18 protein-coding genes are annotated in these 25,568 nt (G+C 60.9%); 8 read left to right on the plus strand and 10 right to left on the minus strand.

Translation table 11 applies throughout. The features are described 5' to 3' along the window. Positions 1-2: 2 nt before the first annotated feature. The 3 genes from mupP (at position 3) to AC1UK9_RS19960 (ending at position 2,882) form a co-directional block, all read left to right on the plus strand. Entirely contained in the window at positions 3-674 is a 672-nt protein-coding gene (gene mupP, locus AC1UK9_RS19950) for an N-acetylmuramic acid 6-phosphate phosphatase MupP (protein ID WP_473013215.1), read from the plus strand. A gap of 178 nt (positions 675-852) precedes the next feature. After that, the gene (locus AC1UK9_RS19955) at positions 853-1,593 is read left to right on the plus strand and encodes a YciK family oxidoreductase (protein WP_025113079.1); all 741 of its coding nucleotides are present in this window, start codon (positions 853-855) and stop codon (positions 1,591-1,593) included. Between the two features lie 362 nt (positions 1,594-1,955). Then, positions 1,956-2,882, plus strand: coding sequence for a GGDEF domain-containing protein (locus tag AC1UK9_RS19960; protein WP_473013216.1), 927 nt, complete (start codon positions 1,956-1,958; stop codon positions 2,880-2,882). Positions 2,883-3,021: 139 nt separating this feature from the next. On the opposite strand, the gene AC1UK9_RS19965 is transcribed toward AC1UK9_RS19960, so the two are convergent. Both AC1UK9_RS19965 and AC1UK9_RS19970 read right to left on the minus strand, forming a co-directional pair. Further along, a complete protein-coding gene (locus tag AC1UK9_RS19965) occupies positions 3,022-3,783 on the minus strand; it encodes an iron-containing redox enzyme family protein (RefSeq protein WP_371262587.1) in 762 nt (253 codons plus the stop codon). A gap of 79 nt (positions 3,784-3,862) precedes the next feature. Further along, positions 3,863-6,322, minus strand: coding sequence for an EAL domain-containing protein (locus AC1UK9_RS19970; protein WP_482578346.1), 2,460 nt, complete (start codon positions 6,320-6,322; stop codon positions 3,863-3,865). 177 nt (positions 6,323-6,499) lie between these two features. Between AC1UK9_RS19970 and AC1UK9_RS19975 the strand changes: the two genes are divergently transcribed. After that, a complete protein-coding gene (locus AC1UK9_RS19975) occupies positions 6,500-11,131 on the plus strand; it encodes a hypothetical protein (RefSeq protein ID WP_482578347.1) in 4,632 nt (1,543 codons plus the stop codon). On the opposite strand, the gene AC1UK9_RS19980 is transcribed toward AC1UK9_RS19975, so the two are convergent. From AC1UK9_RS19980 to AC1UK9_RS20000, 5 genes are all read right to left on the minus strand, one after another. Then, positions 11,132-12,949: an ABC transporter ATP-binding protein gene (locus AC1UK9_RS19980; protein WP_482578348.1), complete on the minus strand. Its 1,818-nt coding sequence runs from the start codon at positions 12,947-12,949 to the stop codon at positions 11,132-11,134. Then, positions 12,942-13,544 carry a DsbA family protein gene (locus AC1UK9_RS19985; protein WP_482580505.1) on the minus strand — a complete coding sequence of 201 codons (603 nt, stop codon included), beginning with the start codon at positions 13,542-13,544 and terminating at the stop codon, positions 12,942-12,944. Before AC1UK9_RS19985 ends, AC1UK9_RS19980 begins: the two co-directional genes overlap by 8 nt. A gap of 35 nt (positions 13,545-13,579) precedes the next feature. Further along, positions 13,580-14,521, minus strand: coding sequence for an oxygen-dependent tRNA uridine(34) hydroxylase TrhO (gene trhO, locus AC1UK9_RS19990; protein WP_482578349.1), 942 nt, complete (start codon positions 14,519-14,521; stop codon positions 13,580-13,582). A 102-nt stretch (positions 14,522-14,623) separates the two neighbouring features. Continuing rightward, the gene (locus AC1UK9_RS19995; RefSeq protein WP_482578350.1) at positions 14,624-14,923 is read right to left on the minus strand and encodes a BolA family protein; all 300 of its coding nucleotides are present in this window, start codon (positions 14,921-14,923) and stop codon (positions 14,624-14,626) included. Positions 14,924-14,935: 12 nt separating this feature from the next. Then, positions 14,936-15,454, minus strand: coding sequence for a DUF2059 domain-containing protein (locus tag AC1UK9_RS20000; RefSeq protein WP_003226938.1), 519 nt, complete (start codon positions 15,452-15,454; stop codon positions 14,936-14,938). Positions 15,455-15,648: 194 nt separating this feature from the next. Here AC1UK9_RS20000 and AC1UK9_RS20005 point away from each other — a divergent pair, with 194 nt between their 5' ends. After that, positions 15,649-17,043, plus strand: a complete 1,395-nt coding sequence (locus AC1UK9_RS20005; RefSeq protein ID WP_482578351.1) for a class II fumarate hydratase — start codon at positions 15,649-15,651, stop codon at positions 17,041-17,043. Positions 17,044-17,165: 122 nt separating this feature from the next. Here AC1UK9_RS20005 and AC1UK9_RS20010 read toward each other — a convergent pair whose 3' ends face one another. Continuing rightward, positions 17,166-18,125 (minus strand): DMT family transporter, encoded by a 960-nt coding sequence (locus AC1UK9_RS20010; protein WP_025113069.1) that lies wholly within the window; start codon positions 18,123-18,125, stop codon positions 17,166-17,168. A gap of 209 nt (positions 18,126-18,334) precedes the next feature. Between AC1UK9_RS20010 and AC1UK9_RS20015 the strand changes: the two genes are divergently transcribed. Further along, entirely contained in the window at positions 18,335-18,529 is a 195-nt protein-coding gene (locus tag AC1UK9_RS20015) for a DUF6316 family protein (RefSeq protein ID WP_473013221.1), read from the plus strand. A gap of 111 nt (positions 18,530-18,640) precedes the next feature. On the opposite strand, the gene AC1UK9_RS20020 is transcribed toward AC1UK9_RS20015, so the two are convergent. Further along, a complete protein-coding gene (locus AC1UK9_RS20020; protein ID WP_473013222.1) occupies positions 18,641-19,825 on the minus strand; it encodes a thiolase family protein in 1,185 nt (394 codons plus the stop codon). A 102-nt stretch (positions 19,826-19,927) separates the two neighbouring features. Further along, the gene (gene pap, locus AC1UK9_RS20025) at positions 19,928-21,442 is read right to left on the minus strand and encodes a polyphosphate:AMP phosphotransferase (protein WP_025113066.1); all 1,515 of its coding nucleotides are present in this window, start codon (positions 21,440-21,442) and stop codon (positions 19,928-19,930) included. A gap of 223 nt (positions 21,443-21,665) precedes the next feature. Here pap and mnmC point away from each other — a divergent pair, with 223 nt between their 5' ends. Both mnmC and AC1UK9_RS20035 read left to right on the plus strand, forming a co-directional pair. Next, entirely contained in the window at positions 21,666-23,645 is a 1,980-nt protein-coding gene (mnmC, locus tag AC1UK9_RS20030; RefSeq protein WP_482578352.1) for a bifunctional tRNA (5-methylaminomethyl-2-thiouridine)(34)-methyltransferase MnmC2/FAD-dependent 5-carboxymethylaminomethyl-2-thiouridine(34) oxidoreductase MnmC1, read from the plus strand. A gap of 149 nt (positions 23,646-23,794) precedes the next feature. Continuing rightward, positions 23,795-25,567, plus strand: coding sequence for an N-acetylglutaminylglutamine amidotransferase (locus tag AC1UK9_RS20035; protein WP_482578353.1), 1,773 nt, complete (start codon positions 23,795-23,797; stop codon positions 25,565-25,567). Position 25,568: the final 1 nt, after the last annotated feature.

Below are 25,568 nucleotides of genomic sequence, written 5' to 3' on the forward strand. Positions count from 1 at the left end.
CGATGGCCATCAGAGCAGTCCTTTTCGACATGGACGGCACCCTGCTCGACACCGCGCCGGACTTTATCGCCATCTGTCAGGCGATGCGCGCGGATCGTGGTTTGCCGCCGATGAATGACAAGCACATCCGCGACGAAATCTCCGGCGGCGCCAAAGCCATGGTCGCCGTGACCTTTTCGATGGACCCGGAATCGCCGGGTTTCGAGGAACTGCGCCTGGAATTTCTTGAGCGCTATCTGGTTGGCTGCGCGGTGCACAGCAAACTGTTCGAAGGCATGGGTGAGCTGCTGGCCGATATTGAAAAGGCCAACCTGATCTGGGGTGTGGTCACCAACAAGCCCCTGCGCTTTGCCGAGCCGATCATGCAACAGCTGGGGCTGGCCGAACGTTCGGCGCTGCTGATCTGCCCGGATCACGTGAAGAACAGCAAGCCGGACCCGGAACCGTTGATCCTCGCGTGCAAGATGCTTGATCTGGATCCGTCGACTGTTCTGTTTGTGGGCGATGATCTGCGCGATATCGAATCCGGGCGCGATGCCGGCACTAAAACGGCTGCCGTGACCTACGGCTACATCCATCCGGACGATAACCCGCGACACTGGGGCGCGGACGTGGTGGTGGATCATCCGCTGGAATTGCGCAAGGTGCTCGACAGCGCGCTTTGCAGCTGCTGAAAAAAGCCCCTTTAACGCGGGGATTTAGCGAAACGACGCACCGCCCCGGTCGGCGGCGGAGCCGTCGTAAGACCTGCATGTCGAATCGACCTGAAAGAATGCTGGGGCTGCCTCGCGGCCCATCGGGGATAAATCCCCTTGCCACAGAGTTCAGCGTTCGCCTTATGGAGAGGTTTTTATGTTTGATTATTCCGCTCGTCCCGAATTGCTCAAGGATCGGGTCATTCTGGTCACCGGTGCCGGTCGTGGCATTGGCGCGGCTGCCGCAAAAACCTATGCCGCCCACGGCGCCACAGTGCTGTTGCTGGGCAAGACCGAAGCCAATCTGACGCAGGTCTACGACGAGATCGAGGCCGCGGGCCACCCGCAACCGGCGGTGATCCCGTTCAACCTCGAGACCGCCCTGCCCCATCAGTACGATGAGCTGGCAGCGATGATCGAGACCGAGTTCGGCCATCTCGACGGCCTGCTGCACAATGCCTCGATCATTGGTCCGCGCACACCGATCGAACAACTGTCGGGCGAAAACTTCATGCGCGTAATGCAAGTCAACGTCAACGCCATGTTCATGCTGACCAGCACCCTGCTGCCGCTGCTCAAGCTGTCGCAGGATGCCTCGGTGGTGTTTACCTCCAGCAGCGTCGGGCGCAAGGGCCGGGCCTACTGGGGCGCCTACGGCGTGTCGAAGTTCGCCACCGAAGGCCTGATGCAAACCCTGGCCGACGAAGTCGACGGCGTGGCGCCGGTACGCTCCAACAGCATCAACCCGGGCGGCACCCGCACCAGCATGCGCGCCCAGGCTTACCCGGGAGAGAATCCGCTGAACAATCCGACCCCGGAAGAGATCATGCCGGTGTATCTGTACCTGATGGGCCCGGACAGCACGGGCATCAATGGTCAGGCATTCAACGCCCAATAACTGCCATACGTCGCTTTTGTTGCCGTGGCGGATTCCCGTCGCGGCACGCCTTTGCCGCCTCTCGCCGGCACTTTTCAGTCAAATATCTGCCATCCCCTTCCAAAGCAAAACGCCATCCTGTTGATTCATAACGGTTTTAATAAACATGAACCGAATGGCACGACTTTCGCTCTAATTTTCCTCAAAGCACGCCGTGTGAAGGCAGTGGGGCAAGGCCGATTTCGATAGCTGACTAATCGTCATCAGGCAGACTAAACTTACGCCAAATGTCCTACGGGACTGATGGATCAGTATGACGCGCAGCCCATAGCCGCTCTCACCCAGCCTGTAAGACAGACTTACTGCTTAGGGGCTCACGCCATATGAAATCACCCTCCCAGACCAATGCAATTGACTTTGACAGTGCCAAATTGCAACGCCTGGGCTTTGGTCAGCTGCCTCCACTTCTGGAACGCCCGGCCAGCCTGGCGCAATTGCGCCAGCAAATGAGCCTGCAACTGCAAACCAGTCTTGAACCGCAACGCATCCTCGGTCTGTTTTTCCGCGAAGTTCAGCGCCTCGTGCCGCTCGACGCCTTGAGCTATGTGCATCAGGGCAGCGATCTGCGCCTGGAGTTCGGCGCACGCGGTCACCATTCGGTCAGTTACAGCCTGAGTCACGAAGGCGAACACCTGGGCGAACTGGTATTTCGCCGCAACCAGCGCTTCAGCGAGCAGGACCAGGGCAACCTCGAATCATTGCTGTCGTCGCTGCTGTTCCCGATGCGCAACGCCCTGCTCTATCGCGCCGCCACACAAAGTGCCTTGCGTGACCCGTTGACCGGGACCGGCAACCGGATCGCCATGGAGCAGACCCTGCAACGCGAGATCGACATGTCGCGGCGGCACCTGCAACCGTTGTCGGTGCTGATGCTCGACATCGACCACTTCAAACGGGTCAACGACAGCCACGGACACAGCGCCGGGGACGACGTGCTCAAGGCCGTGGCGGCGTCGATCAAGGGCCAGCTGCGCAACGTCGACATGGTGTTTCGCTATGGCGGGGAAGAGTTTCTGATCCTGCTGTCCAACACCGCCCGGGAAGCGGCGGCGATGGTCGGCGAGCGACTGCGCCACGCGGCGCAGGCTGCGCAATACTTTGCGGATGGTCAGTTGATTGACCTGACCGTGAGCCTTGGTTGCTCGACCCTGCTGCCGGGGGAGTCGGCCGACAGCCTGCTGCGCCGTGCCGATAGCGCGCTGTATGTGGCCAAGCGTGAAGGCCGCAATCGCCTGGCGATGGCTGGCTAAGTTCTGCTGGCCAGCACAAAACAAATGTGGGAGCGGGCTTGCTCGCGAAAGCGGACTTTCAGTCAACTGGATGTTGAATGTCAGATCGCATTCGCGAGCAAGCCCGCTCCCACATTTTTGCCTTGTGTACCGCCGTAAATCAGCTCTCTACCAACGCCAGACGCTCACGTCCATGGATTGCCCGCTCTGAGGTTTCCAGCTGCATGCAGCGCTCAAGGAACAGGTACATGTAGTCGTAGCTCTTGCAGACCGCCTGGCGCAGTTCGGTCTGCAATGCCTTGCTCGGGTTCATCCCGGCCAGCGTGCAGATGATTTCCAGGGCTTCCCAAGGATGGGCGTCATCGTATTGAGCATGCATCTTCAGCCACTTCATGGCGCGCTTGCGCTCCTCTTCCGGGAACGCCGCGGCGTACACGCCGGTGGAGCAGACGAGCGCCGACCACTCCCCGGTCGCACCTTCGATTGCATAGTTGGTGGCGGCGATGGCGACGATCAGTGAATCTGCCGAGCTGGTATGCCAGCACCAGTGACTCAAGGCGTGCAACTCGGGCGGGACTTGCTGGGCCTGCAGATCTTCCAGGCTGACGCCATGCGCGCGGCTCCAGTTCAGCCAATAGTCGGCATGGTTGAGTTCGACGCGGATGTTGCGCATCAACCAGCGGCGCGCCATGTCCTCCCCAGGATGGCGCGCAAACTTGGTCTTGGTCAGGTTCTGCGCCATATACAAGGCAAACTGTTCAACGACTGGCCAGCCCCCGATCAGGTACTGACGCATGGTCTTGGCGCTGAGCTTGTTATCGCGCATGCGCAGGTACAGTTCATGTTCGACAACCCGGCGCTTGCTCTCGCTGCAATCCGCAATGAGCTGTTGCGCCCAGGCAGGATAACTTGCAGCTTCCATGAGTGGTCCGGTTCGGTTGAATGTGTCGATCACTGTTCGGCTCCTTTTGATTTGTGATTGTAAGGATCGGCAAGAGATTTCAACGGAACGTGCCAGGCGCCTTGAACAACAACGGCTGCGGCCTGGCGGGCCGACTTTGCAAACTGTCGCAGGTAAACAACTGTGGGCGCTCGATGACATAACCCTGAGCGTAATCCACCCCGATTTCAAGCAATGCCTGCTCGATCTGGGTTGTTTCAACAAACTCGGCAATTGTCTGCTTACCCATGACATGGCCGATGTGATTGATCACTTCGACCATTGCGCGGTTAATCGGGTCGTCCAGCATATCCTTTACGAAACTCCCGTCGATCTTCAGGAAGTCTACAGGCAAATGTTTCAGATAAGCGAATGAAGACATTCCGGCGCAAAAATCATCGAGCGAGAAGTAACAGCCTAAGCCTTTGAGTTCATTAATAAATCGAATGGCACTACCGAGATTGGAAATTGCACTGGTTTCAGTAATTTCAAAACAAATCATTTCAGGTGGTATGGCGTAACTAACAAACTGTTCACGCAGAAAGTGCAAGAACGCGTCATCTCCGATAGTAATGCCTGAAAGATTAATCGCACACATTGCCAACGGCCCTTCATGTTGTTCGGCAATACATTGGGCAATGACTTTAAAAACATTCTCGACCACCCAGCGGTCGAGTTGACTCATCAGACCATAACGTTCGGCTGCCGGAATGAAACTGTCCGGCAGGATCATCCGCCCGGCCTCATCATGCAGGCGCAGAAGTATTTCGATGTGTCCTGCGCCTCCCGCCGCGGGGCTCAGCGGGGCGATTTCCTGGGCGTAGAGGCAGAAGCGGTTTTCTTCCAGCGCCATGTGCAGACGCTGCACCCAGGCCATTTCGCCAAAGCGCAAGGACAGCTCGGAATCATCGGCATGGTAGACCTGCACCCGGTTACGGCCCTTTTCCTTGGCCATGTAGCACGCCATGTCGGCGGCGCGCAGCGAAGCTTCGAGGGTGGCCGGTGTCTGGGCGATGTGCACCAGGCCGATGCTCACGGTGGTCAGGAATGGTCGCCCCTTCCACACGAAGTGCAAGTTCTGCACGGTCTGGCGCAGGCTCTCGGCGATCTTCTCCGCAGCCTCCGGTGCGCAGTTCTCCAGCAAGATACCGAACTCGTCCCCGCCCAGCCGCGCCAGGGTGTCGCCCTCACGCAAGCCCGATTGCAACAGCGTGCAGATGTGGCGCAACAACTCATCGCCGGCGGCGTGACCGCAGGTGTCATTGACCAGTTTGAACTGGTCCAGGTCAAGGAACATCAGCGCATGCCGCCCGGACTGCCGTGTCAGGTTGTGCAGGGCCTGCTCCAGGCGGTATTCGAATTCGCGGCGGTTGGCCAGACCGGTCAGGGCATCGTGGGTCGCCTGCCACGACAGATTAGCGATGTACTGCCGCTCCTGGGTCATGTCATGCAGCACCAGCACCGTGCCACTGATCTTTTCGGCATTGCGGATCGGCGCGCCCACCAGTGTCACCGAGACCGTGCTGCCGTCCAGACGCTGTATCAGCTTCGAGTGCTCGCTGCCGCCGACCAGTTTGCCGCTGAGAATATGCTCGATCAGCGTCAGCCCTTCAGCCTGGGCGTTGTCATCCAGCAGATTGAACAACGCCGCCAGCGGCAGACCTGCCGCGTGCTCGGCCTTCCAGTGCGTCATGGCCTCGGCGGCCGGGTTCATGTAATCGATGGCGCCATCGACATCGGTGGTGATGACGCCGTCGCCGATCGATTGCAGGGTGATGTGTGCCCTGTCTTTCTCCAGTTGCAGTGCCTGGGCGAAGGCATGGCGCTGCTTGAGCAGCTTGTGCGTGCGCAACAGGGCCAGCGCGATCAGCCCGAGCGCCGTGGCCAGATTGGTGAACAGCAGCAGGCGCAGAATCATCCGCGAGCCTTCACCCAACGCATCGCTGAACGCCTTGGCCGCCGGCGTCACACCGTCATTGATGGCGAAAATCCGCGCTTTCCAGTGCTGGATATCAGCCGGCGTTACGAGGTTTTCGCTGATGCGCTGATGCATCTCACGTGCGACATTGTCCAGTTGAACCAGATAGCCATCGCCAATCGTCCAGCGGTCGATCGCGGTTTCCAGATAACTGAAATGGCGGAAATTGAGATACAGCCAGATCAGGCTGGAGACGTCATCGGGATGATTGCCGCCCTTCAGAATCCCGTCCCGCGCTGCCTGTAGATCTGGTGGCTGTCGATCAAGGGCCAGACGCAACTCATGCCCGCCCTGTGGCACGGCAATCGCTTCCTTGTACTTGAGGAAGATCGCCTCGTCGCGGCTGTCGGCGTAGAGATTCAGATAATAGATGGCGTCTTTCTGGCCCTTGGACCAAAGACTTTCACCGGCCACATAGCCGCGAACGGCCGACAGGACGTAAAGACTCACGCCCCCCAATAACGCCTGAAATAACACGACGGCAATAAATGGCCAGACGATGCCTAACAACCGTGGCGTTCCGAGAGTCCTTTTTTGCTTCATGAGGTCCTTTGCGCACGCACTGCCATCATCAAGAGGAGACCGCTAGAGCTAGCCTAGGGGGCGATCCCCCTTCCGGCAAGCCAGGACATTTTCAACCTGCGTTACCTATGTACCGCACCCAGGGTTCTCGATGCTTCGACACTGACGGCTTCCGATCATTCCAGAGCCGCTCCCCCCATGCAATCACCGATATCCGCACTGCAACGCCATACCGCCCAACAGGCAGAATACCGTTCGCTGAACACCGCACTGCGCGCCGTCCTCACGGCCTCGACCTCGTTGGACACCCATTACCTGTCTCCCCAAGCGCATTCGCGCCTCGGCGCGGCGCACGAGCGAGCGCAAACACTTCTGCAAGCGCTGTTCGAAGAAGCCGGCAATCGGCAACTGCACGAGCATCTGCAAGCTGCCAAAGGGCTGCTGTTAGAAGTCAGTGCCGTGGGCGATCAGTGCCACTTTACGTTCAGCCGTCGCGACGAAAGCACCGCCAGCCACACCATCGAGGATGTCAAAAAGGCCTCCGCCAGCATTCAAGAGTTTCAGCGAGCGTTGCTGAGTATAGGCGCACACCTGCGTACCGACAGGCTGTTGCCGCTGTCACAACTGCTGCGTGAGTCCGGGTTCACATTACCGGACAAGCCGGACGCCACGACACTGGCCCGGCTGATTAACGAAATAGAAGAACAACGCGCCAGCCACCGACTGAATCTGCGCCAGAACCCGGGGCTGACGCTATTGATGAGCGATGACGACAAAGCCGCGATTAGCGACCTGATTGGCGATTGGCTCACCGGCAAAACCCTGTCACCCATCGACAGTCTGGCCGCTGAGGTGATACCGGCGTTCACCGGCAAGCAGCTGGAAGATCAGCCCGCCTCGTGCCTGGAGCGCCTGCTCGATACGCCCAAGGCGCAGGATCTGGGCCAGCGTATTCTGCAAGCACTGCAGTGGTATGGCGCACAGCCTGACGAGCAAACGCTGCCTGACATCGGCGCACGCCTGCTGCTTGAAGCCTTGTGCCTGTGGTACGAAGTGGCCAACGACGGCAGCTCGGCCCAGGTGGCCGGTTTTGCACTTGAGCAACGGGCTCACTACGGGAAGAGCTACACCAGCCTTCGCCGGGATTTTCTGAAGCATCTGGAGGACTCTTCCCACACGTCGACAGCGATCGAGAAACACCTGTTGGGGTGGGTATGCCTGGCGCGGTTCCCACTGGAGTTTCAAGTGCGCGACATTCCTGAAGACTTGCCCTATGCCTGTTCGACGGTCTGGGTGAATTTCGTGCACGGCACCCACCTCGCCCATGCCCTTGACCCCGAGCTGCTGCACGCCCTGACCTTTCAACAGTTGCTCGACCTGCCCCTGACGAAAAGCGCAAACGCCAACGCCGACCTGCAAGCCCTGATTGCCGCGACTCGTGCGCCAGCAGCGCAAACCTGGGCGCTGGCGACGGGGGCATTGACGCCCTCGGACACGCCATCAACCGCGCAGGCTGCCATGCAAGCGCTGGAGGATCACGAGGCGCAACTGAACAAGGCGATCCTGCAACTGGATGTCGAGCCGCCGCAACGCCTGCCACTGGCCAGGCAATTGCTGCAACGCGCGCTGGCCAATGACCTTTACGACCACACGAAGATTCACCTCAAGCGCCACCATCATCAATCGGCCAACCGTCATCGACGCAGCATTCTCGACACCCCGGACGTCGCGCTCCCCATCTGGCCGTTGCTGGAGGTATATGCCAGCGGCGCGCTGACCGTCGATACCCGCTGGTACGTCAGCGAGGATGGCAGGCGTGCCAGCGAATGGATCAGCCTGAGTGCAGAAGGCAAACTGCAAAGCGGATTTGTCGACAGCGCAGGCTCGCACCCGGGCCAACGCCTCTCCCAATTCCCGACCGGTCGCACCCTGCCTGACATCAAGAACGTGTTCGAGCAGCAGTTCGATACCTATCTGGCCAAGACCAGAAGTGCCTATGAGTACCTGATTAAAAGTCAGCTGGTGACACTGCCATCGGCTGATCGTCAGGCGCTGGAACATGGTGAAGTGAAAATCCTCAGCCTCAGGGAACAGACCCGTCGCATCGAAGCTCACCTGGAAACACCGGAAAACATCCTGCGGCACCGGGCACGCATGGGGTTTGTGTTACAGGCGACTTATCAGGGGACATCGAGCTTCTACGAATGCCTGCCGCGCGCCGGCATGATTCGCAAACGCCCGGACCTGACAGTCAGCCATGTGGGCGGGATTGTATTGCCGCCACTGCCTCCAAAACGCGGGAGGACCAAGGGCCAGAGCATCCGTCGCATCACTGCCCGCCCGCTGCCGTTCGACTACGATGCGCACAGGAACGGCTCAATACCCAGGCAGCAGGTCATATGTGTCGCGATCCTCGAACCGCTGGGCGATGCATTTCCCCCTTCGACGCTCCCGTCGGCCCATCACCCAAGCGCACCGAACCTGAACTTCACTTCGCCGAGAACCGGGCAGATCGCCTCTTTCGTCGCCACCCGGTTGTTCTATGTCGATGAACAGGCGCTGCGCCGCGAAGCCTGGGGCGAAACCCGCTTCGAGCGAGAAAACAACAAGCAACACTGGATCTTCCGGCTCAAGGCATTTATCCCGTTCTGGGGCAGCCTCGACGACCTGCAATCAGACAAACCCGGCACACGCTTGTTGGGCATCGTCGGCCTGCTGTTCGACATTGTTTCGTTCGCGATTCCGCTGGGCAAGTTCATCGCCGGCAGCATTCGCCTGGCCGCAGCGGCAGGAAAAATGGCGATTCGTGCAACCCTGCCACGCATGGCGCAACTGTCGACAAGTCTGGTCATTGCCAGCCTGAGAAATCTCAATCCGCTGGACGCGGTGCCGGCCTTGCTCAAGCTCGGTGGCCGCGGTGTGATCGGCGCGGTGCGAGCCGCTGCACACCTGGAAAACCGTGCGGTATTGCGCCTGAAAAAACTGGCCGGCAGAAGCGGTGAATACGATCTGCTGCACAGCCTGCCGCAAACGCTGGATGCCGGAAGCTGGAAACCACTGAGCCCGGCCGATCACCTGGCCGTGGTCAGAGGCATTGACGATGTGCCGGTGCGCAACGTTGCCGTCAACGGGTTCCGGCATCACCTGCTCGACCCGCTCTCCAACCGCCCTTACGGGCCGCGACTGATTGCGCAGGAGCATGACTTTTCACTCGGGCGCTCACACTACCGCGGGGTGACGAAAACCGACGATCAAATCGTCATCGACCTGCCGCAGAACAGCCGTGTAGAACATCTGCCCGAAACAAGTGGACGGACCACGGTGCTGATCGACGACGTGCCCTATCGATTCGACGGCGACGAACTGCGTCGCGTCGATCTTCTCGACGAAACTCAGCACTGGAAGCTGTTGCCATGCCGTATTCGCCGCGCACCCGGGCCAGCAGGCGACTGCCGCGTCAGCTATATCACCGCAGAGCCCGCACCGACTCCGCCTCTGGGCACGATCGACAAGGAAAAAGGCTATGCGCCATGGTTCGGCGAGCGAGTCTCGGAACCCGCCCTCCTGCCCGGGCATAACGGTACGTTCCTGGCCGTCGACGCCAAGCTCTATCGCATCGTCGACAACCGCCCGACACTGTTCACCGGTGATCTGCATCGCCTGGGGTTCAGTCGTGGCAGGCTGGTGCCGCGACAACAGATTCAGGCCACGCTGCAGTTTCGCAAAGGGATTTTTGCCCGCATCAAGACGGGTGGCACCTACGATGGCATCAACGACTCGCATCAGGTCGGTGCGGTACTCGTGCCGGCCCTCGACGACTCCTGCGCTCACGTGTTCTTTCGGGTGAACCACCATGAGTACTACCTCGCCAGCATTGCCAAGGGCGAGATTCCCGGCAACCAGTTGAGCTTCAAACGCCTGACACCTGCAGAGCTTGCCGACGGCACGCTGGGCGCGGAACTGCTGACCGTCTACACCGGTTCGCTGCATGCCAACAATGTCGCGCGCATTCATGGCCTCGAAGCTGTGCAGCGCGCCATGCACACCATGGAACAGATCGCGATCCCCATCGGCACCCAGGCAAACCCTGCGAACAACATGAAATGGCTGAAGGTCGATACCAGTCCGGGCGAGGCGCTGATGTTCGATCACTCGACCCGAATGATCGTCACACGCCTGCCCGAAGGTGCCGTCACCTGGGCACGCAGCAAAGAAGCACCGCAGGCCTTTCGAGAAAAAACCGCGGAGATTTTCGACACCCTGTTCCTCTCACCCACCGTGCACCCGACCACTGCCAACGCGGCACTGCGCATCGACGGCGCCATGCAGAAACTGCAGAACCTGCTGCCCCTGCGTGAGCGACCGATCAACCCGCGCAACATAGCCTACGCCGAAGTCACCACCGCCAGCGGCCTGCGCGAAATCTACGTCAGCGTCTCCGGCGCGCAAGGCAGCACGCAGCGCCTGCCGCTGTTTCGGCACATGGGCGCCAATCACGTGCGGATCGGTCAGACCACCTACATCAATATCGACTACAACCCGGCCTTTGCGCGCACTTCGCTGGAGGTGACCGAACAAGGTCAACTGCTGGCGGTGCCGCTGACCATCAAGGAGTTGAAAAGCTATCAGCCAACGCAGACCAGCCGCCCCACTTCACTGGACAGTGAGAGCAAGCTGATCAGCATGATTCGCGAAAAATACCCTGATCCGAAGGAAATCCGCGCCGTCGACATCGCGACGACCATGCGCCCGTGCGAATCCTGTTCAGTGGTGATGAAGCAGTTCGCCCATGACGGTGGGGATGCGGCGTTGCAAGTGCTCTGGGGTTGATTACAGACGTTGCAGGTGGCCATACAGCTTGGCATACAAGCCGCCATCAGCGATCAGTTGCTGGTGGTCGCCGTCCTCGGCCACTTGGCCGCTGTCGAACACCAGCACCCGATCCGCCTGCTTCACCGCTGACAGGCGATGGGCAATGATCAGCGTGGTGCGACCATTGAGGAACCGCGCCATGGCCTGATGCAGGTTGTACTCGGTCGCGGCATCGAGGGCCGAGGTGGCTTCGTCGAGGATCACCACTTTCGGCTCGGCAAGGATCATCCGCGCGATTGCCAGGCGCTGACGCTGACCACCCGACAGGCGCACGCCAGAGCGTCCGACAATGCTGTCGAGGCCGTCCGGCAGCGCCCGAATGGTCGCCTCGAGCTGGGCGATTTCCAGCGCCTGCCAACAAGCCTCGTCGCTGCGGGTGCGGCCCATGGTCAGGTTGGCGCGCACCGTGTCGTTGAACAGTGCCGGATGCTGCAGCACCACCGCGACGTTTTCGCGAATCAGCTCCAGGCCGATTTCCTGCTGAGTCGAACCGCCGAAACGGATGGTGCCGGCCACCGGCGTGTACAGCCCGAGCAGCAACTGCACCAGGGTACTTTTGCCACCGCCACTGGCACCGACAATCGCGACTTTTTCACCGGGGGCGATGGACAGGTTCATCTGATCCACCACCAGTTCATCGCCGTAACCGAAGCTCAGCCCCTGCACCTCGATACCCACGGTTTCACGGCCCTTGAACGGATCGACGCCGCCCGGATACTGCGGCTCGTCAGCCCGCGCCAGCAGTTCGTTGATCCGTGACAGTGCGCCGCCCGCCGCGTAGTAGGCGTATTGCAGATTGAGCAGTTGTTCCACCGGGCCGATCATGAACCACAGGTAACTGAACACCGCGAGCATCTGCCCGATCGACAGGTCGGAAAACAGCACCGTGAGCATGGCAGCGGCGCGAAAGATGTCGATGCCGAACTGGAACAGCAGGCCGCTGGCGCGGTTCGAAGCGTCAGTCTTCCACTGCGAGTTGACCGCGTAGTTGCGCACTTCCTGCGCGCGCAATCCGAGTCGCCCGAGAAAGAAACCCTGACGGTTGCCGGCGCGCACTTCCTGGATCGCATCAAGGGTTTCACTCAGGGCCTGAGTGAAGCGCGAGGTGCTGTCGTTTTCCAGTTTCTTCAGGTGTTTGACCCGCTTGCCCAGTTGCACCGTGGCGTAGATCACCAGCGGGTTGAACAGCAGGATCAGCAGCGCCAGTTTCCAGTGCATCCACATCAGGATGCTGGCGGTGCCGACCAGCGTCAGCATCGCCACCAGAAAACGGCTGAGGGTTTCGCCGACGAACTTGTCGAGGGTGTCCAGATCGGTGACCAGGTGCGTGGTCACCGTGCCGCTGCCGAGGCTTTCGTACTCACCGAGAGAGATACGTTTGAGGCGCTCGATCAGGCGCACACGAATGCGGTAGACGATGTCCTTGGCCAACCGCGCAAACAGTCGCGCCTGCAGCACGCCAAAGCACAGGGCACTGCAACGCAGAGTCAGGGTGACCACCAGCATCAGGCCGATATAGCCCGCCGCCTGCTGCCACATCGACGGCAACACGTGGTTCATGATGTTCAGTGCCGCATCGCCATGGCCGAGCAGGACTTCGTCCACCAGCAATGGCAACAGCAACGGAATCGGCACGCTGCACAGCGTCGCCAAGACGGCCACGCCGTTGGCGATCCACAGGGATTTTTTGTGATGAAGTGCCAGACGCCGGACTTCTGCCCAGCTCAGCCGGTCGACACGCTTTACGGCTGGCGTGTCATCGGCCCGGTCAGGCACAGGCTGCGCGCTCCAGCCAGCGGCCAAGCAATGGCGCCAGCTCACTGAGCGGTTGATAGCCGTTGGTCAGCAACGCCAGTTGGCCGTTGCGTTCGGCGAGCAGGGTCGGGAACCCGGCGATGCCCAGATCCTGCACCCAACTGAAATCGGCCTGCGTCGCCTTGTGTTGATCGGCATGATCGAACAAGGCAGCGAATTCGATACGCGGCACGCCAGCCTTTTCAGCCAGTTCCACCAGCACGCCGGCCTGGGTGACATCGCGACCTTCAGCGTAAAACGCCTGCTGGATCAGGCCGACCAGTGTCCACGCGCAATCCGGCGCCAGGCTGCGCGCGGTGACGATCGCCCGGCAGGCAGGCTCGGTGTCGTAGACAAAACCGTCGGGCAACGCGCCGTCAAACTTGAACGGCTGACCGGTGGCCTCGGTAACCGCTTGCCAGTGCTCAAGGATGTAGCGCCGGGTGGTCGGTTCCAGCGCCGCACCGCTACCGGTGCGCAAGCCGCCGACCACCAGATGCAACTCCACCCCGGCTGCCTGCGCCTGTTCGACCAATGCCTTGGCGACCGGAGCGAACCCCCAGCACCAGGAACACATCGGATCCATCACATAGAGCAGGCGCGCAGACATGATCAGGCCTCGGTGGATGCTTGTTTATAGTTGTAGCCGATCGGGTGCGGCATGTTGCGCGCCTTGGCCAGTTCGATCTGTTTCTGCCGATCGATGGCGCTGCGCCGGGTTTTCTCGCTCAGCTTGTCCCAGCAATGCGGGCAGCTGATGCCGGCCACGTAATGCTCGGAGGCGCGATCTTCAACGCTGACCGGTGTGCGGCAGGCATGACATTGATCGTAGTCGCCTTCGCTGAGGTCGTGACGCACAGTCACGCGGTTGTCGAACACGAAGCAGTCGCCCTGCCACTTGGTTTCTTCCTGCGGCACCTCTTCGAGGTACTTCAGGATGCCGCCCTTGAGGTGATAAACCTCTTCATAACCTTCGCCGAGCATGTAGCTGGAGGCCTTTTCGCAGCGAATGCCGCCGGTGCAGAACATCGCGACCTTCTTGTGCACGGCCGGGTTGAAGTGTTCTTTGATGTAGTCGGGGAATTCGCGAAAACTGGTGGTTTTCGGATCGATGGCGCCTTCGAAGGTGCCGATCGACACTTCGTAGTCGTTGCGGGTGTCGATCAGCAGTACTTCCGGATCGCTGATCAGCGCGTTCCAGTCTTGCGGCTCGACGTAGGTGCCAACCTTTTTGTTCGGGTCCACGCCTTCGACGCCGAGGGTGACGATCTCTTTCTTCAGTTTGACTTTGGTACGGTAGAACGGCTGTTCGTCGCAGTACGACTCTTTGTGGTCGATGTCGATCATGCGCGGGTCGCTCTTCAGCCAGGCGAGCAGGCCGTCGATGCCTTCGCGGCTGCCGGACACCGTGCCGTTGATGCCTTCTTCGGCGATCAGCAGAGTGCCTTTGATGCCATTGTCGACCATCGCTTGCAGCAGGGGCTCGCGCAGGTTGACGTAATCTTCGAGGGTGACGAACTTATACAGTGCCGCCACGACAATCGGTTGTGTCATGGGTATTTCTCCAGGTGGCTACCCTCGCAAAGGGTGAACCGGATTCAAAAAAAAACGCGCCGGATGAGCGGCGCGTTGCGGATTCTAGCAAAAAACCCGGGTTTAGTGCTTGCTGCCGCCAGCACAGGTCGGCGACGCCGGGGCGGCGCCCACCTCTGCCCATTCCTGCGGGGTGTACGTGTGCAGCGCCAACGCATGGAACTCGCCCATCAGCTCGCCGAGCGTGCCGTAGACTTTCTGGTGGCGCTTGACCCGGTTCAGGCCTTCGAACTGCGCGCTGACCACCACCGCCTTGAAGTGGGTCTGCAACCCGCGACTGTGCATGTGGCTTTCGTCCAGCACCTGCAGATGCTCAGGCTGAAGCAGGTTCAGCGTCGATTCGATGCGTTGTTGCATGGTCATCACGAACTCCGCTTACTTCTTCTTGGCCGGCGCAGCGCCTTTCGGTGCCAGCTCGTTGGTCATGTCGTCGAGCAGCTTGTTGACGACAGGGACGGCGCTTTCCAGTTTGGCCTGGGTCATCTGGGCCGATTGCTGGGTCAGCTGCGGCATTTTTTCCAGGACTTTCTTGCCCAGTGGCGACTGGTAGAACGCGACCAGGTCCTTGAGCTCCGATTCGCTGAAGTTGCTGGTGTAGAGCTTGACCATGTCAGGCTTGAGCTTGTTCCAGCCGATGGCCTGGTCCAGGGCGGCATTGGCCTTGGCCTGGTAGGTTTCCAGTACGGCTTTCTTGGATTCCGGGGCTTTGGTCTGTTCAAAGCGCTGAGCAAACATCTGCTGCACTTGCATGTACACCGGAGTGCCCAGTTTGTCAGCGTGCGCCAGGGTCAGGAAAGCTTCGGCACTGGCGTTGTGGCTGGCGGTATCGGCAAGCACCTGGCCGCTGGCGCAAACCAGTGCAACCGCGGTACAGATGGCACGAAGACGAGTCATCGAGTTTCCTTTTCTAGCTAGCGAGGTAAAACCCCAAGGGCGACCATTCTGCGCCTAAAAAACCTCGTGGCTCAACCCCCCGGCCCTTGCCGTGCTTGATTGACGGGGTTTTACCGGTCAACAATCGGTTCAAGGGAACCACCAAGGCCTGACCGGGCCTAAACTGCGCAAACAGACCAACAGGAGTGTGCACGATGAGCCGTATCGAAACCGACAGCCTGGGCCAGATCGAAGTCCCGGACGACGCTTACTGGGGTGCTCAGACGCAACGCTCGCTGATCAACTTCGCCATCGGTCAGGAACGCATGCCACTGCCGGTACTGCACGCCCTGGCCCTGATCAAGAAAGCCGCCGCACGGGTCAACGACCGCAACGGCGACCTGCCCGCCGACATCGCCCGCCTGATCGAACAGGCCGCCGACGAAGTGCTCGACGGCCAGCACGATGACCAGTTCCCGCTGGTGGTCTGGCAGACCGGCAGCGGCACCCAGAGCAACATGAACGTCAACGAAGTGATCGCCGGCCGCGCCAACGAACTGGCCGGCAACCCGCGCGGCGGCAAGACGCCAGTGCACCCCAACGATCACGTCAACCGCTCGCAAAGCTCCAACGACTGCTTCCCCACCGCCATGAGCATCGCCACCGCCAAAGCCGTGCAGGAGCAATTGTTGCCGGCCATCGCCGAGCTGTCCGGCGGTCTGGCCGAACTGGCGGCACGCCACATGAAACTGGTGAAGACCGGCCGCACGCACATGATGGATGCAACGCCGATCACCTTCGGTCAGGAATTATCGGGTTTTATAGCGCAGCTGGATTACGCCGAGCGGGCGATCCGCTCAGCGCTGCCGGCGGTGTGTGAACTGGCGCAGGGCGGGACGGCTGTCGGCACGGGTTTGAATTCGCCGCACGGCTTCGGCGAAGCGATTGCCGCAGAGCTTGCCGCCCTGTCCGGCCTGCCATTCGTCACCGCGCCGAACAAGTTTGCCGCGCTGGCCGGGCATGAACCGCTGACCAGCCTGTCCGGCGCCTTGAAGACCCTCGCCGTGGCCCTGATGAAAATCGCCAACGACCTGCGCCTGCTCGGCTCTGGCCCGCGCGCAGGCTTTGCCGAAGTCAAGCTGCCGGCCAATGAACCGGGCAGCTCGATCATGCCGGGCAAGGTCAACCCGACCCAGTGTGAAGCCCTGTCGATGCTCGCCTGCCAGGTGTTGGGCAACGATGTCACCATCGGCATCGCGGCGAGTCAGGGCCACCTGCAACTGAACGTGTACAAACCGGTGATCATCCACAACCTGCTGCAATCGATCCGCCTGCTCGCCGACGGTTGCAGCAACTTCCAGCAGCACTGCATCGCCGGTCTAGAGCCAGACGCCGAAGTCATGGCCAGACACCTGGAACGCGGGCTGATGCTGGTGACGGCGTTGAACCCGCACATCGGTTATGACAAGTCGGCGGAGATTGCCAAGAAGGCTTACAGCGAAGGCTTGACCTTGCGTGAAGCGGCGTTGGCGTTGGGGTATCTGACGGATGAAGAGTTCGATGCCTGGGTACGGCCGGAGAATATGATCGAGGCTGGTGCCAAGGGCTGATTTTGTAGCGCCTGAAAGTCCGTCTTCGCGAGCAGGCTCGCTCCCACAGTGGACCGCATTCTCATGTTGGAAATGCGGTCAAATGTGGGAGCGAGCCTGCTCGCGAATGGGAGCGACGCGGTCTAACCGGCTGCAATCCGCATCCGCCGTGCCTTCAGCCCGGCAATCAACGACGGCCCCAACGCCACCAGCGCCGACCCCAGCACCACCAGCACTGCCCCGCCATAACCCAGACCATTGATCTGCTCGGCATGCACATAATCCGGCCACACCCCGGCGGCAATCGCCACTGCGCCGAAGGTCACCAACGGCGTGATCGCCAACGTCGCACTGACCCGCGACGCCTCCCAATGTGCCAGCGCCTCGGCAAATGCGCCGTAGGCAATCAGCGTGTTCATGCAGCACGCCAGCAGCAGCCAGCCCTGCAACGGGCTCAACTCCAGGGCTTTGAGCGGATGCACCCACGGCGTCAACAACAGCGCGCAGAACAGGTAGATCACCATCATCACCTGCAACGAGTTCCACACCGTGAGCAGTTGCTTCTGGCCCAGTGCGTAAAACGTCCAGACCGTAGAGGCCAACAGCACCAGTAACACACCCGCGGTGTAGTCCGACAAAGAGGTGAGCAATTCGGCCAGGCGCTGATTGAAGAACAGCACAAAGCCGATCAGCAACACCGCCAGACCAATGCCCTGACCGATACTGAAACGCTCCTTGAACACAAACAGGCTGGCGATCAGCAACATGATCGGCCCCATCTGCACCACCAGTTGCGCGGTGCCAGGGCTCAGCAGGTTAAGCCCCATCAGGTACAGCACGTAGTTGCCTACCAGCCCGAGAACCGCCATCAGCACCAGCCAGCCGCCTCGAGGGCCGAGCACCTTGCGGCTCGGCAGACGCTTGACCGAAGCCAGATAAATGAACAGGCAACCGCCGGAAACCAGCAGGCGAAACCAGGTCACGGTGATCGGGTCCATCACCTGCAACACCTGTTTGAGCTTGATCGGCAGGATGCCCCACAGAAACGCCGTCAGCAGCGCCAGGAACAGACCGTAAACCCAGCGACCGGATGAAATGTGCATGCGAACCCCAATGCCTGCTGACAAGAGCGGTCATTCTAGGCCCGCACGCAGACGCAACACAGGGACAGTTCGGGCCAGGCCGCGAATGAAACTGTGCAGGTCGCAGCATTAAATTGACGAATCGCCGTTGATCGGCTGCCCGGGCGTGCCAAGTGCTTCAGGCATAAGCTCATTGGATCCTTTCACCCGATCATCCAAGGAGCCCGATCATGTTAGGAATGCGCGCCCAGGACAGCGCCCCCGCCACGCACTTTCGTAGCGACCGGGTGTGTCGGGTCAATGGCGAACTGTTTTTCTGCACACGGGAGAACACCCTTGAAGGGCCGTTCGACAGCCAGGAGACAGCCGAGCAGGAAATAAAGGCGTATATCGCGCGGATGCAGCTTCTGGATTCCAACCGGTAAATCCGGTTTGATCCCTTCGCGAGCAGGCTCGCTCCCACAGGAGAACGCGGTCACCTGTGGGAGCGAGCCTGCTCGCGAAAGCGTCCTGACAGGCAATACAAATCTGCAGGGTCAGCGCACCGCCTCAAACAACCCCGTCGCCCCCATCCCGCCCCCCACGCACATGGTCACGACGCCGTAACGCAGATGGCGCCGCTGCAACTCGCGCACCAGATGCCCGACCTGCCGCGACCCGGTCATGCCGAACGGGTGGCCGATGGAAATCGAGCCGCCGTTGACGTTGTACTTGTCGTTATCGATCTCCAACCGGTCCCGGGCATACAGGCACTGCGAAGCAAATGCCTCGTTGAGTTCCCACAGATCAATATCCGCCACCTGCAAGCCTTTGGCCTTGAGCAGTTTCGGCACCGAGAACACCGGGCCGATGCCCATCTCGTCCGGCTCGCAGCCAGCCACGGTAAAACCACGGAAAAACGCCTTGGGCTTGAGTCCCAGTTGCAGGGCTTTTTCCAGGCTCATCACCAGGGTCATCGACGCGCCGTCGGACAGCTGCGACGAATTGCCGGCGGTCACCGAACCGTCCTCGGCGAACACCGGCTTCAAGCCGGCGAGGCTTTCGTAGGTGGTGTCCGGCCGGTTGCAGTCGTCGTGATCGACAATCCCGTCGAGAATCTGCACCTCACCGCTGTTTTTGTCCTCGACCCGGTACTTGACCGCCATCGGCACGATTTCATCATTGAACAGCCCGGCGACCTGCGCCTGGGCGGTGCGCAGCTGACTTTGCAGCGCATAACGGTCCTGGGCCTCGCGGCTGACATCGTAACGGCGCGCAACCACTTCGGCAGTCTGGCCCATCGTGTAATAGATGCCCGGCACCTGCTGCTTGAGCAACGGGTTGATCAGGTGATCGGTGTTGACGCTTTTGAGGGTCAGACTGATCGACTCGACGCCGCCGGCAACAATGATGTCGCTGCAACCGGAAGCGATCTGGTTGGCGGCAATCGCGATCGCCTGCAGGCCCGAAGAGCAGAAGCGATTAAGGGTCATGCCGGCCACGTTGGTGCCCAGGCGCGAGAGCACCGCCACGTTGCGGCCGATGTTGTAACCCTGCGCGCCTTCGTTGGAGCCGGCGCCGACAATGCAGTCCTCGACGCTGGCCGGGTCGATGTCGTTGCGCGACAGCAGCGCATTGACGCAATGGGCCGCCATGTCGTCGGGACGGGTCTGGTTGAACTTGCCGCGAAAGGACTTGGCCAGGCCGGTCCGCACGCTGTCGACGATCACCACTTCACGCATGGCATACCTCAATTGTTGTTGTCGGATGAGAGTGCACCGAGCATAAGTCCACCCCGCCGCCGACCGCGACAATCATTCACCCCGCGTATGCGTGTCCATCGGTCAGTCCTTGTGCTTTTTCGCGCGCTTGTCGGACTTCTCGAACGCCTCTTCAAGCGCGCGGTTGATCGTGCGCAACACCTTGACCCGCGCCCAGCGCTTGTCGTTGGCCTCGACCAGGGTCCACGGCGAAATCTCGGTGCTGGTGCGGTCGACCATGTCGCCCACGGCTGCGCGATAGGCATCCCACTTGTCGCGGTTGCGCCAGTCGTCTTCGGTGATCTTGAAGCGCTTGAACGGAATCTGCTCCCGGGCCTGGAAGCGCTCCATCTGCGTGTCTTTGTCGATCGCCAGCCAGAACTTGACGACAATGACCCCGGCGTCGGCGATCTGCTCTTCGAAGTCATTGATCTCGCTGTAGGCGCGCAGCCAGTCGGCCGGGCTGCAAAAACCCTCGACCCGCTCCACCAGCACCCGGCCATACCATGAGCGATCGAACACGGTGAACTTGCCCCGCGCCGGCAGGTGCCGCCAGAAACGCCACAAGTACGGTTGCGCGCGCTCCTCCTCGGTCGGCGCTGCAATCGGCACGATGCTGTACTGACGCGGATCGAGCGCTGCCGCCACCCGGCGGATCGCCCCACCCTTGCCCGCAGCATCGTTGCCTTCGAAAACCGCCACCAACGCGTGGCGGCGCATGCGTTTGTCGCGCATCAGCCCGGACAGCCGCGCCTGCTCGGTGATCAATTGTTCTTCGTAGTCTTTCTTTTCCAGTCGTTGATTGAGGTCGAGACTGTCGAGCAGGTTCAGTTGATCGACCGCAGTGCCCAGCGGTGCGGCGTTGACCTCCTCGGTATGAACATCCGGGCGTTTCAAGGCATTCTGCAAACCTTCGAGCAGGATCTTGCCGACCGCCAGACTGCGGTAATTGGCGTCCATGCCTTCGATGATGTGCCACGGCGCGTAGTCGCGGCTGGTGCGGCGCAGCACGCGCTCGCCGTATTTGACGAACTTGTCGTAGGTTTCAGATTGCTGCCAGTCCAGCGGGCTGATGCGCCAGCTGTGCAGCGGGTCATCGGCCAGCGCCTTGAGGCGGGCCTTCATCTGTTTCTTGGACAGGTGAAACCAGAACTTGAAGATCAGCGCGCCTTCATCGCAGAGCATCTTTTCCAGACGCTCGGCGGCGTTGATCGCCTGATCCAGACGCGGATCCTTGAACAAACCGTGAACCCGCCCTTGGAGCATCTGGCTGTACCAGTTGCCGAAGAAAATCCCCATCCGCCCCTTGGCCGGGAGCATCCGCCAGTAACGCCAGGCCGGTGGTCGCGCCAGCTCTTCGTCGGTCTGCTGGTCGAAGGTGCGCACCTCGATCAGGCGCGGGTCCATCCACTCGTTGAGTAACTTGACGGTCTCGCCCTTGCCAGCGCCTTCGATGCCGTTGATCAAAATGATCACCGGGAAACGCTTCTGCTGCTGCAACTCGAACTGCGCTTCGAGCAGCGCCTCACGCAAAGCAGGCACAGCCGCGTCGTATGTCTCTTTGTCGATGGCGTGACCGATTTCAGCGGATTCAAACATGGGGACGGCTCCTTCCAGGATTCAGCAAGACTAGCGGATTGGGCACGGCGATGGAGGAGAAATTCCCCGCCTATGTTGTGTAGGGAGCCCCTCTCCACGGGGATCTATGTTCAGCGCCCAAATCATCGATTGTCTTCGAGACTGCACAACCAGGCCTTGCCATGGATCAAGCAGCCTGCGCCCGATCGGCTAGAATGGCCGCCTTGTCGTTGCCGAGCCTGCCATGAAACCTGTATCGCCCCACGCCCAACTCGACTGGGATGACCACGGACGCCCGCGTTCGCGAGTGTTCGATGACGTGTACTTTTCCGACCAGTCGGGGCTGGATGAAACCCGCTACGTGTTCCTCGAACAGAACCGTCTGGCCGAGCGGTTTGCCGCGTTGCCAGCGCACGGGCGACTGGTGATCGGCGAAACCGGCTTCGGCACCGGGCTGAATTTTCTTTGCGCCTGGCAGTTGTTCGAGCAATACGCTGTCGCCGGTGCGCGACTGCATTTTGTCAGCGTCGAAAAGTACCCGCTGAGTCCGGCCGACCTGCAACGGGCCTTGGCCTTGTGGCCTGAGCTCAAGCCGCTGGCCGATCAGTTGCTGACCCGTTACGTGGCGATCCATCAGGGCTTCCAGCGGATCATTCTGGGTAATGGCCGAGTCACGCTGACGCTGCTGATCGGCGATGCGCTGGAGCAACTGCCGCAGCTGGATGCGCAGATCGATGCGTGGTTTCTCGACGGTTTCGCCCCGGCGAAAAACCCGGAGATGTGGACCGCCGAGCTGTTCATCGAACTGGCTCGACTGGCCGCGCCCGGTTCGACCATCAGCACCTTTACCAGCACCGGTTGGGTGCGGCGTTTGCTCAATGCCGCCGGCTTCAAGATGAAGCGCACACCGGGCATTGGTCACAAGTGGGAAATCCTGCGCGGCGAGTTTCTCGGCTGGCCGCAGGACGTCGCGCCACCCGCGCCGGACAAACCGTGGTTCGCCCGCCCTGCCCCGCTGACCGGTGAGCGTCGAGCGCTGGTGATCGGCGCCGGGCTGGCCGGTTGCGCGACCGCTGCCAGTCTCGCGGCACGGGGCTGGCAGGTCAGCCTGCTGGAGCGGCATGCCGACGTGGCGCAAGAAGCGTCGGGCAATCCGCAAGGCGTGCTGTACCTGAAGTTATCGGCCCACGGCACCGCGTTGTCGCAACTGATTGTCAGCGGCTTCGGCTACACCCGCCGTCTGCTGGAAACCCTGCAACGCGGTACGGATTGGGACGATTGCGGCGTGCTGCAATTGGCGTTCAATTCCAAAGAGGCCGAACGTCAGGCGCAACTGGCCGCGGCGTTCCCGGAAGACCTGGTGCACTGGCTCGATCAGCCGCAAGCCGAAATTCAGGCCGGGATCGGTCTGGCCCACGGCGGCTTGTACTACCCCGAGGGCGGCTGGGTGCATCCACCAGCGCTGTGCCATGCACAAGCCGTGCAACCGAACATCCAATTGCTCAAGCATCACGACGCGCTGGAGCTGCGCAAGGTCGAGGGCCAATGGCAAGCCCTCGCTGGCAACCGCCTGCTCGCCAGCGCCCCGGTGGTGGTATTGGCCGGCGCGGCGGAAATCAAACGTTTTGCGCAAAGTGCCGAGCTGCCGCTCAAGCGCATTCGCGGGCAGATCACGCGCCTGCCACAAACCGCCGAGAGTCAGGCGCTGCACACCGTGGTCTGCGCCGAAGGTTATGTCGCACCGGCACGTCTTGGCGAACATACCCTTGGTGCCAGTTTCGACTTCAACAGCGATGACCTGACGCCGACCATCGCCGAACACCTGGGTAACCTGGCGATGCTCGAAGAGATTTCCGGCAATCTGGTCGCACGCCTGCACATCACTGAACGACCTGCAGAAATGCTCGAAGGCCGCGCCGCTTTCCGCTGCACCAGCCCCGACTATTTGCCGATCGTCGGCCCGCTGGCCGACCGCCAGGCGTTTGCGCAGGCCTACTCGGCGTTGAGCAAGGATGCGCGACAAGTGCCGGACATTGCCTGCCCGTGGCTCGACGGTCTATACGTCAACAGTGGCCACGGCTCACGGGGGTTGATCACCGCGCCGCTGTCCGGTGAGCTGCTCGCCGCGTGGCTGGATAACGAGCCGCTGCCACTGCCCAGGAGCGTCGCCGAGGCCTGCCATCCCAACCGTTTCGCGCTGCGCACGTTGATTCGCGGCAAGTGAAAAAGTGCGACTGGCCGCTGGTCAGTCGCCACCCCTTATAACTTATCGTTCTAAAACTCCCACAACTGCACCGGGTCAGTTTCTGAGTAGCGGCCATTTTTGGCCAGACTTGAATGCCCCTCCCCAACGGAAAAACCGGTAAGGACCTTATGTGCGGATTAGCTGGCGAGTTACGTTTTGATCATCAACCTGCAGACCTTGCAGCGGTTGAGCGAATTACCCATCACCTGGCCCCTCGCGGCCCCGACGCGTGGGGCTTCCATGCCCAAGGGCCGATTGCCCTGGGCCATCGTCGCCTGAAAATCATGGACCTGTCGGACGGCTCGGCGCAGCCGATGATTGACAGCCAACTGGGCTTGTCGCTGGCCTTCAACGGTGCGATCTACAACTTCCCGGAACTGCGCGCCGAACTCGAAGCGCTCGGTTATGCCTTCTATTCCGGTGGCGACACCGAAGTGTTGCTCAAGGGCTACCACGCCTGGGGCGAAGCGCTGCTGCCGAAACTCAACGGCATGTTTGCCTTTGCCATCTGGGAGCGTGACGCCCAGCGCCTGTTCATCGCTCGCGACCGTCTCGGTGTAAAGCCGCTGTACCTGTCGCGCACCGGCCAGCGTTTGCGCTTTGCCTCGGCCCTGCCGGCGCTGCTCAAGGGCGGTGACATCAACCCGATCCTCGACCCGGTGGCGCTCAATCACTACCTGAATTTCCACGCGGTGGTGCCTGCGCCACGCACCTTGCTCGCGGGCATCGAAAAGCTGCCGCCAGCGACCTGGATGCGCGTTGAGGCCGATGGCCGCAGCGAGCAGAAAACCTGGTGGACCCTGCCCTACGGCCCACACGAGGACGAGAAGAATCTGACCCTCGAAGACTGGCGTGACCGCGTGCTCGACAGCACCCGCGAAGCCGTGGCGATCCGTCAACGTGCGGCAGTGGATGTCGGCGTGCTGCTTTCCGGCGGTGTCGATTCGAGCATGCTCGTCGGCCTGCTGCGCGAAGTCGGCGTGGAAAATCTGTCGACCTTTTCCATCGGTTTCCAGGACGCTGGCGGCGAACGCGGTGACGAGTTCCAGTATTCGGACCTGATCGCCAAACACTACGGCACTCAGCACCACCAATTGCGCATCGACGAAAAAGAGATCATCGAGCAATTGCCCGCCGCGTTCCGCGCGATGAGCGAGCCGATGGTCAGCCACGACTGCATCGCTTTCTATCTGTTGTCCCGCGAAGTGGCCAAGCACTGCAAAGTGGTGCAGAGCGGCCAGGGTGCCGACGAACTGTTCGCCGGTTATCACTGGTACCCGCAGGTCGACGGTGCGGCCGATCCGTACGCAGCCTATCGCGCGGCGTTCTTCGACCGCAGCTACGACGACTACGCCGCCACCGTGCAACCGAAATGGCTGACGGCCAATGACGCGGCCGGCGACTTCGTGAAGGAACATTTCGCACAGCCTGGCGCTGATGCAGCGGTCGATAAAGCCCTGCGTCTGGACAGCACGGTGATGCTGGTGGATGACCCGGTCAAACGTGTCGACAACATGACCATGGCCTGGGGCCTGGAAGCGCGCACGCCGTTTCTCGACTATCGCCTGGTGGAACTCTCGGCGCGGATTCCCGGCCAGTTCAAGCTACCGGACGGCGGTAAACAAGTGCTGAAAGAAGCCGCACGCCTGGTGATCCCAAGCGAAGTGATCGACCGCAAGAAAGGCTATTTCCCGGTACCGGGCCTGAAGCACTTGCAGGGCGACACCTTGAACTGGGTGCGTGAACTGCTGCTGGATCCGAGTCAGGATCGCGGCCTGTTCAACCCGGCGATGCTCGACAAACTGCTGACTGATCCGCAAGGCCAACTGACGCCGTTGCGCGGCTCGAAACTGTGGCAACTGGCGGCCCTGAACCTGTGGCTCAGTGAACAAGGAATCTGAT

Source organism: Pseudomonas sp. AK-TSAG1-1, assembly GCF_056821665.1.